We start from the raw sequence: 11,336 nt of genomic DNA on the forward strand, positions 1-11,336 counted from the left end.
ACGCCCCCGGTGGCGCCGGCACGGGCGACGCGGGCGACGGCGGAGCGCCGTCCCCGGGGCGGCCCGGACTCGTCGGCGGCCTGCTGGGCTGAGGACCCGCGGACCGACGGTCGGCGAACGCCCGGCGGGCCCCGTACACCAGGTGTACGGGGCCCGCCGGGCGTCTGCGTGTGCGCTCCTCAGTGGCCCAGGGCCGCCAGTTCCTTCGCCGCCTCCGTCAGGTCCTTCGCGGTGTCGATCGCCCGCCAGTAGGAGCCCTGCGGGATCGGGAACCCGGACAGGCGGCGCTCCCGGGCGAGGCGCGGGAACGTGGTGCGCTCGTGGTCACCGCGGGACGGTAGCAGCTCGGCGAAGGCCGGGGAGAAGACGTAGACCCCCGCGTTGATCTCGAACGTCGACGGGGGTGCCTCGATGAAGTCGGTGATGCGGCCGAAGCCGTCCGTCTGCACGGCGCCCCACGGCAGCCGCGGACGGGCCAGGGCGAGGGTCGCGACGGCGTCCCGCTCGGTGTGGAAGTCGGCCATGTCGCGCAGTGAGAAACGCGTCCAGATGTCGCCGTTGGTGGCGTACCAGGGGCGGTCCGGGTGCGGGAGGCGGGCCGCGGCGTACTTGAGTCCGCCGCCGCGGCCGAGCGGCTCCGGTTCCACGACCGTCGTCACCGAGACCGGCAGCTCCGTGCCGTCCAGCCACTTCTCGAGGACGTCGGCGAGGTGGCCGCAGGAGACCACCACGTCCGTCACGCCCTCCTCGGCGAGCCAGGCGAGCTGGTGACCGATGATCGGGGTGCCCGTGCCGGGGATCTCCACCATCGGCTTGGGGCGGTCGTCGGTGTACGGGCGCAGCCGGCTGCCCTGGCCGCCGGCCAGGATCACTGCCTGGGTGGGGCGGGGGGTGGAGGTGGGGTCGGTCATGACCGCACTGTAGGGGGCGGGTGGGCGCGGCCAAGGGGGTGGGGGTGGGGGTGGTTCGGCGGGTGCGGGTGCGGGTGGTTGGTCGCGCCCACGCGGCGGAGCCGCGCAGTGATACAGCCCCGCGCCCCCGCGGGGCGCAGCCCCCGCTATCCGTGGGCCGCCAGGACGCCTGAGGCGAAGGCCGTGTCGCAGACCGGGCGGGAGTAGGACTGGGCGCGGGTCGGGCCGTAGACGCGGACCGCGGCGCGGCCGAGGGCGCGGGCGATCGAGGCGCAGTGGCGGGCCAGGGACGGGCGGTCGTTCACGGCCTCCTGGAGGTGGGTGAGGGCGACGCCCGGGTCCTCCTCCTGGAGCTCGGTCAGCAGCCGGTCGCGCAGCACCTCGTGCGGGGCGCGGGTCACGGCGGGCACCGAGGCGTCGGGTGCCGCCGCGTCCGACGCGGTGAGCACCGAGTTCGAGGGGTCCCCCGACCAGTTGACCCGGGTGACCGCGAGGGTTCCGGAGAGCACCAGGACGACGGGCAGGACGAAGGCGAGGGAGCGGCCGATCCGGCGGGCCGGGCCCTGGCCGCTTCGCGTCTGAGGGGCGGCGGAGTGCTTCGAGGAGTGCTTCACGCGAGTGAGGGTAGCGTCCGGTGATGATTTGGCGACATTTAGTCACCGGTTCGGGGGATGAAGATGGGCCCGGAAGTGGGTAGGGGGTTGACGCACACCACTCGAAACGTCCGCTGTGTCGGGGTATTTGTCGACAACGAATCGGGCCCCGCGGCAAGGCCGCGGGGCCCGATTCGTCAACGCGGGTGAACTGCCGCGCGGGACGCGTCAGTCGGTGAGGCGCTCGCCCGTGGAGGTCGAGAAGACGTGGGTCTCGCCCGGCCGCGGCACGACGTGCAGCGTGGTGCCCTTCTCCGGCACCGCGCGGCTGTTGACGCGGACCACGAGGTCCTTCGTCTCGCTGCCGACCTGGACCGTGCCGTAGACGTAGCCGTCGGCGCCGGTCTCCTCCACGACGTTGACGGAGACCGCGAGGCCCGCCGGGGCGTCGGCGGTGGCCTTCGACAGGCCCGCGGCGGCGCCGCCGTTCAGCTCGACGACGTCGAAGTGCTCGGGTCGGACGCCGACGGTGACCGTGCGGTCGCCCTTGTCGGCGGCGGTCTTCAGGGCCTCACGGTTGACCGGCACGACGCTGTTGCCGAACTTCACGCCGCCGTCGGTGATCGGCACCTCGATGAGGTTCATCGCGGGGGAGCCGATGAAGCCGGCGACGAAGAGGTTGGCGGGGCGGTCGTACATGTTGCGCGGGGTGTCGACCTGCTGGAGCAGACCGTCCTTGAGGACGGCGACCCGGTCGCCCATCGTCATGGCCTCGACCTGGTCGTGGGTGACGTAGACGGTGGTGATGCCGAGGCGGCGCTGGAGGCTGGCGATCTGCGTACGCGTCGACACGCGGAGCTTGGCGTCCAGGTTGGACAGGGGCTCGTCCATGAGGAAGACCTGCGGCTCACGGACGATCGCGCGGCCCATCGCCACACGCTGGCGCTGACCACCGGAGAGCGCCTTAGGCTTGCGGTCCAGGTACTCGGAGAGGTCGAGGATCTTCGCGGCCTCCTCGACCTTCTGCCGGATCTCCGCCTTGTTGACGCCGGCGATCTTCAGGGCGAAGCCCATGTTGTCGGCGACGGTCATGTGCGGGTAGAGCGCGTAGTTCTGGAACACCATGGCGATGTCCCGGTCCTTGGGTGGCAGGTGCGTGACGTCGCGGTCGCCGATGCGGATGGCGCCGCCGTTCACGTCCTCCAGCCCCGCGAGCATGCGGAGCGAGGTCGACTTGCCGCAGCCGGACGGACCGACGAGGACGAGGAACTCGCCGTCCGCGATCTCGATGTCGAGACCGTCGACGGCGGGCTTGGTGGAGCCCGGGTACACCCGGGTCGCCTTGTCGAACGTGACAGTGGCCATGGAGATGGGCCCCCTTCTACCGGCAGGAACGTGCCGGACGATCCGTTGTAGGAAGGCGGTGCCACGACGGGGAAGTCCGTCGCGGTGTCCGTGGATGTTCAGTTGTGGGGGTTCGCGCCTGGTGTAGGCCACACAGGTGAACCGATGCTGGACGCTACCTCGCGTTCACCTGGTCTGTCAGTACCTGGAGGCATGTGAGATTCGCATGGCTCGGGGAAACCGGCTCTGTGTACAGTGGAGCAGCCTCCGCGCCGGTCGGCGGGCGGCGCCTCCTTAGCTCAGCTGGCCAGAGCAACGCACTTGTAATGCGTAGGTCGTCGGTTCGAATCCGACAGGGGGCTCAGCGACACGCGGAACGGCTCCCCGCCTCATGACGAGGCGGGGAGCCGTTCTGTCCGGCCGGTGTGCCCGTCAGGTGCGGTCGCCCGCCGAGCGACTGAAGAACTCGATCTCCGCGATGGAGACCTGCTTCTTCCCGGAGGCGCCGTAGGCGGACTTGATGGTGAAGCGGACCGCGGTGACCTCGCCGACGCGGAAGGCGCGGGACTGGCCGCCGGCCGCCTGGTCCAGGTTGAGGTCGCGGGTCTTGGTGGTGCCGTCCTTCATCGTGATCTTCGCCTCGATGCGGTGCGGCAGCGCGTTCTCGGTGAGCTTCTCGGCGCGGGACGAGGTGCCGGAGGTGATGATCACGTTGAGCAGCCGGACCGGCTCGGTGAAGCGGGCCTCGATCCACTGGCCCTCGCCGGACTGGTTCACGCCCGGTCCCCACCAGGTGTTGCTGCGCATGTCGAAGGCCAGCTCGGGCTTGTGGCCGGGGTAGGACCGGGACGCCTTGAAGGTGTCCGGGGTGACGGGCGCGCGCTTGGCGAAGTGGTCGCGGGTGGCCGCGATGCCGTCCGGGATGTAGATGATGCCGCAGATGATCGCGGTGACACCGATCGCGGCCCAGATCCAGGTGCCGATCCGGTCGAAGGTGCGGCGCAGGCGCGGGCGGTCGCCGGCCCACGGCGTCTCGCGGTTGCCGCGGAACAGGCGGCGCCACCAGGGCAGCGGCCGGTCGTCGGGGCGGTCGTCGCCGGCCAGCGGCATGGCGCAGCGGACGCAGTAGTGCCGGTCGACGCGGTTGGGGGTCGCGCACCAGACGCAGGGCGGGCCGCTCTCGCCGTCGTGGATGCCGGGGGCGCGGACCTGCGGCCGGTCGGCGACGGGGATGCCGGGCAGGACGGGCGCGACGGCCGGGTCCACCGGCGCGGGGCGGGCCTCCGGGTCGGCGACGGGGACGAGGAGGGAGCGGGCCCGGGACGTCATCGTGTCGTCGCTCGCGGGGGCAGCGGCGGCCGCGTTCGGGCGCGGGGCCGTGTCCGCCTCGGCGTCGTAGGACGTGGAGGCACCGCCGGGCAGGCCGGTGCCGGGGACGGCGGTGGCCGCCGGGGGCTCCTCCGTGCCGCGCTGGGTGGGGATGGGCGTCGTCGGGGCGGCGGGGTCGGCGGGTGCCGGTGCCGGGGCGGCCGTCGCCGTGGGGGCCGGAGCCGGGGGCGGGGGCGGGGTGGTGGAGCCCGTGGACCGGCCCTCGGCGGACGCGGTGGGCGCCGTGGACGCCGCCGCCGGGGCGGACCCGCGGGAACGCGACGAGACCTCCCAGCTGAGCACGGAGCCGCAGGCGTCGCAGAACGACTGGCCCGGTTCCGCACGGGTGCCGCACTCCGCGCAGTTCTGCGTGGTCATCTCTCCGAAGTCCTTTCGGCGGCGGTCACCTGGACCGTGTAGGGCATGTGGGCGGGACGGGCCGCCGCGACGAGGGCGTCCAGGCGGTGGGTGTCCGCCGGGACCGGGTCGGGCAGGCGGACGCTGACGTGCAGGTGCGGGCGGCGGTCGCCGGGGACCGGGCCGAGCGGGCGGGCGTCCCACCGGGCGCCGCCGCTCTCGCTGATCTCCGGTTCGACGCCGAAGGCCAGCCGTACCGCCTCCGACAGGCCGCGCCGGGTGCCCCGTACGCGGTGCAGCGCGGCGGCGGCGGCCACGGCGGCGCGCAGCCGGTCCTCGGCCTCGGTGCCGTCGGTCTCGGCGCCGATCCAGTCGCCGAGCCACCGGGTGAAGTCGGCGGGGGCGAGGGACGGCACGAAGTAGGCGTGCAGGCAGTCCAGGACGTTGTGGATGGGCGCGAGGGTGTCGTCGAGGCCGCCGACGAACCGCAGCGCGAGGTCGTCGTCGGCGAAGACGGCCGGGAGCATCATGCCGATGGGGGCCGAGGAGCCGAGGCCGTCGACCGCGCCGCGCGTGGACGTGGTCACCGGTCGTCCCCGATCACGCGGACGCGGTGGTCGAAGGAGAAGACCAGGGACGGCGCGTCGAGGTCGATGCGGTCGGTGGCGTCGCCGCGCTTGCCGGTCAGCGGGTCGGCGGCGTGCAGGATCACCTCGTCGACGAGTTCCACGCCCGGGACGCGCTGGAGCACCGCGAAGATCTCCCCGGCCTGCACGGGGCGGCCGAAGGGCCAGCCCTTGCCGTCGGCGCCGCCGGTGAGCGGGTCGAGGTGGCGGTAGAGGGCGTCGTGGGCCTGGCGGCGGACCCGGTCGGTGTCGGCGGCGCGGAAGGCGTGCAGCGTGGCGACGACGGTGACGCCCTGGTAGAAGGGCGGGCCGACGGCGAGCCGGGTGCCGATCAGGCGGCGCTGGTCCAGGTAGCGGGTGATGCGGTCGAGCAGCGCGTCGCCGGGGACGAGCTGCTCGAAGCGGAGCCGCCCGCCGGGGTCCGGGACGGCCTGCGGGACGACCAGGACGCGGACCGCGTAGGCGCCGTGCTCGCTCTCGTCGCCCTCCAGGCAGGTGATGCGGGCGGTCTCCGGGGCGGCGCGGCGGGCCAGTTCCTCGTAGTCGCGCAGGGTCACGGCGCGCTCCTGGGCGCGCAGCGTGATCGGCGCGCGGACCTTCGCCTCCTCGACCGTCTCGCCGTCGACGCCGCCGCGCGCGGCCTCGCGGTTGACGACCTCGCTGACGTACGGGATGGAGGTGCGCAGGATGCGGACGGCGCCGCGGGCGACGTTGCCGGCCCGGCCGCCGCCGGTGCGGTAGCGGCGGGCGCGCAGCACCGCGCCCTTGGGGGCGACCATGCCGTACTGGCGCAGGGAGCCGTCGGGTTCGCGGACCGAGGGGCCGAAGGCGATCTCGCCGGTGGTGGGGTCGAGGGTGATGTGCCGGTCGTCGGGGCGGGAGCCCGCGAAGTGCGGTACGACCTCCCAGTCGGCCCAGCCGTCGTGCTCGGCGCTCTGCAACAGCACGGGCGGGGTGTCGCCGACGACGGGGGCGTGGGCGAGACGGAGCCGCTGGCCGGGCAGGCCGGTGGACTCGCCGAGCGCCTCGTCGTCGACCGTCTCGGCGTGCACGGCGCCGGTCGTGCCGCCGATGGTGCACGCCTCGGCGGACCTGACGGTCGGCGAGGTGGTGTAGAAGGGCTGGTCGGCCAGGGGTTCGGTGACCCGGCAGCGCAGCCAGCCGGCCTCGTGCCCGCCGGTGCGGGAGAGCACGTGGGTGCCGGGGACGTGCAGGACGACCTCGCCGGGGCGGTTGAGACCACCGGTGCCGTCGCGGTCCACCTCGCAGGGCTGCCAGCCGTCCTCGGTCCACGCCTCCCAGACCAGCGGCGGCTGGCGGGGGTCGACGCCGACACCGTCGACGCGGCTGTCGAGGCCGAGGACGACGGCGCAGTGCGGCACGGCGGCGGTGAGGCCGAGGAGCATGCAGTCGCCGGGGCGCGGGGACTCCGCGAAGCACAGGATGTCGGTGCCCTCGGCGAGGTCGTGGGTGCGGTCGGCGACGGCCTCGCCGGCCTGCTGCACCACCAGGTGGCGCAGGGCGCTGGAGACGATGCGCAGCTCCCGGTCGACGGCGAAGACGACCGCTTCCTCGTTCTCGGTGCGCAGGGTGGCGACCTCGGTGCCGACCGGCACGGAGACGGCCTCCTCCTGCGGCGCGGACAGCCAGAAGGTGATGTCGGTGCGGGCCGCGGTCGGCGGGAAGAGCGTGATGCCGACGAGGTCCAGGAAGGCGAGGTGGTTCTTCTCCGGGACCCGGTTGAGCCGGTAGACGATCTGGTCGGCCATGTGCGCGACCGTCTCGACGAGGGTGACGCCGGGGTCGGAGACGTTGTGGTCGGTCCACTCCGGGGCGCGCTGCTGGATGTAGCGCTTGGCGTCGTCGACGAACTGCTGGAAGCGGCGGTCGTCGAGGTTCGGGGAGGGCAGGGGCATCAGGAGTCGCTTTCGGGGAGGCTGCCGGGGCCGTCGGACGGCGCGGGTGCGCCCGGCTCCTCGTGGGAGGGGATGACGTAGAACGGGAAGACGAGGCTGCGCGGGTTGTTGGTGCCGCGGATCGAGTAGCGGACGTCGATGAGGAGGGTGCTCTCCTCCGGGCCCACCGACACCTCCACGTCGTGCACCTCGATGCGCGGCTCCCAGCGGTCCAGGCTGATGTACACCTCGTGCTGGATGCGGCCGGCGGTCTCCTCGTTGACCGGGGCGAAGACCAGGTCGTGGATGGCGCAGCCGAAGTCGGGGCGCATCGGCCGCTCGCCCGGCGCGGTCGACAGGACGAGCCGGATGGCCTCCTCGATCTCCTTCTCCCCGCTGACCAGGGCGATGCCCCCGGTCGGTCCGATGCGCAGCGGGAACGACCAGCCGGAACCGACGAACTGCTCGGCCATCAGGGAGCCACCTGCCTTCCAGTACCACGGGTCACGACGCACCCGGCACGGGGATCGTGATGACCTTGAAGATCGGGGCGACGACCGAGAACTGGGCGCCGAGGACCCTCGTGTTGACGGGGGAGTTGAGGTTCAGCCCTGCGGTGCCGGTGACGTTCGTCATGGCCCCGCCGGTCAGGTTCGCGACCCCGCCCGCCGTCAGGTTCAGGGCGGCTCCCGCGTTGATGCCGACCTGCATGGCGGCCCGCATGTTGATCAGGCCGCCGCTCTGCAGGGTGAGCGGGCCGCCGCTCTTGATGGTCAGGCTGCGGGCGGCGGTGAGCGTCATGCTGGTGCCGGCGTCGATCTTCACCGACCGGCTGCCGGTGATCTTGACCGTGCCCTTGCTGTCGATGCTGATCTCGGTCTGGGCGCGGTCCAGGTTGATGGTCAGCTTGTCGTCGCCGGACTTGATCCGTACGCCCTGCTTGCGGGTCAGCTTCGCGCTGAGCAGGTCGACGCGGTTGCCGGTGCGGTCGGAGATGGTGTGCCGGCTGGCCTGGTTGCGGGCGCCGGTGTAGAGCTGCACGTCGTTCTTGGTCTCCTTGTCCCGGCCGTTGTAGAGACCGCCGATGACGAAGGGGTGGTCCAGGGCGCCGCGGTCGAAGGCGACGAGCACCTCGTCGCCGACGTCCATCGGGAAGAAACCGCCGCCGCCCTTGCCGCCGAGCTGCACCGAACGCGTCCAGTCGCTGACGTAGGTGTCGTCCAGCCACGGGAACTTGAGCTTCACCCGGCCTCGTTTGAGCGGGTCGGTGACATCGGTGACGACCGCGTTGGCGACGCTGGGCAGCTTCGGCGCGACCCCGGCGCCGCTGGAGGCCAGTCCGTACAGCGAGCGCCACTGCCGGCCGCTGACGGTGAGCGCGGACTCGTAGTGCTGGCCGTCGCCGAAGCTGTGCCGGACGGAGGTGACGGTGTACTTGCCCTCGAAGGGCTTGCCGGTGTCGGCGAGGGCCACGGGGACGCCGGGCCGCAGCTTGGGGTTGCCGCGGACGGTGACCTCCAGCTCGGCGAAGGCGGAGGTGACGTCGTCGGCGAGCGCCTTCGCGGCGTAGGTGACCTCGGCCTGCTTGTCGTAGGGCGTGTCCGTCTGGACCAGCTTGGCGGGCTTGAAGAAGCGGGCCGCGCCGCCGGGGGTGGTGCCGATGTCGAAGCCCGGGTTGGTGGTGGCCGGGGAGGTGGCGACAATCTCCTTGGCGAGGTTGACGTCCCAGCCCCGCGACTCCGTCTTGGCGACCTGGTCGGCGGCGGTCACGGCGGTGCGCAGCCGCAGGATGTCGTGCCGGGCCTGGAGCACGAACGGGCTCTTCTCGCCGTCCGTCTGCGGGGACGGCGCGCCCGAGGACGGCTTGGGCGAGACGAAGTTGAACTTGCCCTTGGCGTCCAGCGACATCACCATCTCGTTCTCGTCGGCGAGCCGCGCGATGAAGTCCCAGTCGGTGACGTTGCCCTGGCTGATGAACTCGTACGGCGTCTTCGTCGACTCGATCCGGCCGACCGGCACGCTGTTGAGGCCGACCAGCTTCCGCACGATCGAGGAGGCGGTCTGGTTGGTGTACGCGGCGACGCGGCGCTGGCGCAGCAGGCGGTGGCCGAGGTCGTAGCCGCGGATGACGGTGAAGGAGCCGGTGCCGTCGTAGTCGGCCTCCAGGGCGGTGACCTCGCCGGTCAGCAGCGGGTCGCCGGCCCCCTTGCCGTTGGCGAGGGGAGTGAGGACGACCTTGGTGCCGAAGTTGACGCCCAGCCGCTTCAGGAGGGTGCGGTTGGGGTCGCGGAAGGTGATGCGGAAGGCCGCGGGGACACCGACGCCCTGGTCCACCCAGCCCTCGATGAGGAGCGGCGCGATCGTCTTGCGCAGCTCCATACCGTTGATCTTGACCTGGATGATGTTGGAGTACGTCAGCGGCGGCATCAGCGACGCACCTCGGAGGTGGCGGGGAGGAGCAGGTCGGTGCCGGTGGGGAGCTGTCCGGGGTTGTCGATCTCGTTGGCCTCGGCGATGGCCCGCCAGGCGGAGGCGTCCCCGTACTCCTGCCAGGCCAGCGACTGGAGGGAGTCGCCGGCGACGACGCGGTGCACGCGCTGCGCGGTGAGCGCGCCCGAGGTCGGGTTCTGGCCCTGGGTGGCGTGCGGCAGTTCGTGCAGCCGGAGCTGGCAGGCGGCGCGGATGGGGGTGCCGGAGGTCGAGAACAGGGTGTACGACGCCTCGACGGAACTCACGTAGGAGACGAACCGGGCGGTGGAGAAGGAACCCCACTGGAAGATGACCCAGGGCGGTGAGGGCTTGTCGGCGGCGAGGCTCGCGTCGGTCACCACGCAGCACTTCATCAGGGACTCGACCTGCTTGAGCACCTTGTTGTCGTCGGGCTTGTCCGAGGTGTCCAGGAAGATCTCCAGGGACAGCTCACGGGGGACCGCGCCCATGAACTCGGGCACGGGGCCGTTCCGCGTCGCCGCCGAGTCGGAATCCTGCCACCTGGCCTGACGGGACAGGCTCAGCTGCGCCGGGTTGAACTGGAACGAGAAGTTCTTGATGAGGCCGCCCGGCGAGGGGCTGTCGCCGGTGGGCGGCTCGTGAATGGCGAGGGTGGCGTGGACGAGGCTCTTCCCGGCGCCGCTGCTCTTGGCCATGGGGTCTGCCGCTCCTTTCGTAACGCTGGTTCAGCTGGTCCTGTGGGTCCGGCTCAGTCGGTGAAGCCGTGGTGGGCGATCTCCAGGACCTCCGTGGCGACGGCCGGGTTCCCGGCGTCGAAGGACGGGCCCTGCCAGCTCACCGGCAGGACCTCAAGCAGCCCCCAGCGGGCGACCTCCGAACCGTCCGCGCGCCGGGCCACGATCGTGCCGGTGGGCCGCTTGATCCCGGTCTGCACGGAGGAGATCCACTTGGCGACCTTGGTGGTGTCCGGGGTGATCGGACGGGTCAGCCGGACGTTGGTGAAGGTGACGCGGGTCGGCAGTTGCCAGACGAAGCCGTTGTTGCCGCCCTCCTGGCGCTGCTCGATCTCCACCTGGGAGGACAGGCCCTCGCACCCGTTCCAGTAGCCGAGGCTCTGGCCGTCGATCGAGAGGGAGAACCAGATGGTGGAACCCGGGTCCTGGCGGGTCGGCATCGAGGATCGGCCTTTCTTTCGGGGCGGTCGGAGCGAGGTGGGGCGGGCGGAGCGGGCGGAACGGAACGGGGCCGGACGGCCGGGGCGGCGGTTCGTCAGCGACGTTCGTCGCGGAGTCTGCCGATCCGTTCGCGGTCCATCCGGAGTTCGGTGCGGACCAGTCGGGTCACGCGGCCGATGATCCGGTGCACCAGCGCGTCGAGTTGGGCGTCGGTCAGGTCCTTGGGGTTCCACGCGGCGGCCGGCACGGGGGCGGGCACGGGCGCCGGTTCCGGCCGGGCGGCGGCCGCGCTGACGTGCGACGTGTGACCGGGGGGCGGCAGCTCGCTGTAGGACGGGGGCGGGACCTCGGCGGGAGGGCCGCTGTGCCCCTCGTGCCCGTGGTGGCCGTCCTGCCCCTGGCGCGGCTTGAACAGGTTCATCGGGTTGGCGGCGGCCAACGCGGCGGCGGCGAGCGCGCCGGTGGCCGACCGCGACGACAGCCGCTGTACGGCGGTCCCCTCGCCGCCCGCGGGCCCGGCGCGCTGCGGAAGCGGCTGGGGCGGCGCGGCCGCGGTACGGGGCGGGGTGAGGGTGGCGACGGGAAGCGGGCCGGGAGCCGCGGTCGCCGCGGACGC

At 72.6% G+C, this 11,336-nt stretch carries 10 protein-coding genes, 1 tRNA gene and 1 pseudogene; 1 reads left to right on the plus strand and 11 read right to left on the minus strand.

The features are described from left to right. Positions 1–179 precede the first annotated feature (179 nt). The 3 genes from UW392_RS25355 to msiK form a co-directional block, all read right to left on the minus strand. The gene (locus UW392_RS25355) at positions 180–911 is read right to left on the minus strand and encodes a nucleotidyltransferase family protein (protein WP_320777432.1); all 732 of its coding nucleotides are present in this window, start codon (positions 909–911) and stop codon (positions 180–182) included. A gap of 146 nt (positions 912–1,057) precedes the next feature. Next, positions 1,058–1,525: a hypothetical protein gene (locus UW392_RS25360; RefSeq protein WP_320777433.1), complete on the minus strand. Its 468-nt coding sequence runs from the start codon at positions 1,523–1,525 to the stop codon at positions 1,058–1,060. Positions 1,526–1,732: 207 nt separating this feature from the next. Beyond that, on the minus strand, positions 1,733–2,869 hold the full coding sequence (gene msiK / locus UW392_RS25365; protein ID WP_320777434.1) for a diacetylchitobiose ABC transporter ATP-binding protein MsiK: 1,137 nt from the start codon (positions 2,867–2,869) through the stop codon (positions 1,733–1,735). 267 nt (positions 2,870–3,136) lie between these two features. On the opposite strand from msiK, the gene UW392_RS25370 reads away from it, so the two are divergent. Then, positions 3,137–3,210: transfer RNA gene (locus UW392_RS25370), tRNA-Thr, on the plus strand. Between the two features lie 70 nt (positions 3,211–3,280). Here UW392_RS25370 and UW392_RS25375 read toward each other — a convergent pair. The 8 genes and pseudogenes from UW392_RS25375 to UW392_RS25410 all read right to left on the minus strand — a co-directional run. After that, entirely contained in the window at positions 3,281–4,594 is a 1,314-nt protein-coding gene (locus UW392_RS25375; protein ID WP_320777435.1) for an NADase-type glycan-binding domain-containing protein, read from the minus strand. Next, entirely contained in the window at positions 4,591–5,103 is a 513-nt protein-coding gene (locus UW392_RS25380; RefSeq protein ID WP_320777441.1) for a phage tail protein, read from the minus strand. Before UW392_RS25380 ends, UW392_RS25375 begins: the two co-directional genes overlap by 4 nt. A gap of 53 nt (positions 5,104–5,156) precedes the next feature. Further along, positions 5,157–7,115, minus strand: a complete 1,959-nt coding sequence (locus UW392_RS25385) for a putative baseplate assembly protein (RefSeq protein WP_320777436.1) — start codon at positions 7,113–7,115, stop codon at positions 5,157–5,159. Further along, positions 7,115–7,567 (minus strand): GPW/gp25 family protein, encoded by a 453-nt coding sequence (locus UW392_RS25390; RefSeq protein WP_320777437.1) that lies wholly within the window; start codon positions 7,565–7,567, stop codon positions 7,115–7,117. Before UW392_RS25390 ends, UW392_RS25385 begins: the two co-directional genes overlap by 1 nt. Positions 7,568–7,598: 31 nt before the next feature. Then, the gene (locus UW392_RS25395; RefSeq protein WP_320777438.1) at positions 7,599–9,521 is read right to left on the minus strand and encodes a VgrG-related protein; all 1,923 of its coding nucleotides are present in this window, start codon (positions 9,519–9,521) and stop codon (positions 7,599–7,601) included. Then, positions 9,521–10,240: a LysM peptidoglycan-binding domain-containing protein gene (locus UW392_RS25400; RefSeq protein ID WP_320777439.1), complete on the minus strand. Its 720-nt coding sequence runs from the start codon at positions 10,238–10,240 to the stop codon at positions 9,521–9,523. The genes UW392_RS25395 and UW392_RS25400 overlap by 1 nt, the downstream gene beginning before the upstream one ends. 53 nt (positions 10,241–10,293) lie before the next feature. After that, positions 10,294–10,719, minus strand: a complete 426-nt coding sequence (locus tag UW392_RS25405; RefSeq protein WP_320777440.1) for a phage tail protein — start codon at positions 10,717–10,719, stop codon at positions 10,294–10,296. 95 nt (positions 10,720–10,814) lie between these two features. After that, positions 10,815–11,336 (minus strand): annotated as a pseudogene (locus tag UW392_RS25410) (hypothetical protein); the annotation flags it as partial.

The sequence above is a fragment of the Streptomyces sp. CRN 30 genome (assembly GCF_034105845.1).

Coding starts and splice junctions, on each gene's coding strand:
- UW392_RS25395 (WP_320777438.1), bottom strand. CDS start 9,521: ATGCCGCCGCTGACGTACTCCAACATCATCCAGGTCAAGATCAACGGT.
- UW392_RS25380 (WP_320777441.1), bottom strand. CDS start 5,103: ATGATGCTCCCGGCCGTCTTCGCCGACGACGACCTCGCGCTGCGGTTC.
- UW392_RS25390 (WP_320777437.1), bottom strand. CDS start 7,567: ATGGCCGAGCAGTTCGTCGGTTCCGGCTGGTCGTTCCCGCTGCGCATC.
- UW392_RS25355 (WP_320777432.1), bottom strand. CDS start 911: ATGACCGACCCCACCTCCACCCCCCGCCCCACCCAGGCAGTGATCCTG.
- UW392_RS25400 (WP_320777439.1), bottom strand. CDS start 10,240: ATGGCCAAGAGCAGCGGCGCCGGGAAGAGCCTCGTCCACGCCACCCTC.
- UW392_RS25385 (WP_320777436.1), bottom strand. CDS start 7,115: ATGCCCCTGCCCTCCCCGAACCTCGACGACCGCCGCTTCCAGCAGTTC.
- UW392_RS25375 (WP_320777435.1), bottom strand. CDS start 4,594: ATGACCACGCAGAACTGCGCGGAGTGCGGCACCCGTGCGGAACCGGGC.
- UW392_RS25405 (WP_320777440.1), bottom strand. CDS start 10,719: ATGCCGACCCGCCAGGACCCGGGTTCCACCATCTGGTTCTCCCTCTCG.
- msiK (WP_320777434.1), bottom strand. CDS start 2,869: ATGGCCACTGTCACGTTCGACAAGGCGACCCGGGTGTACCCGGGCTCC.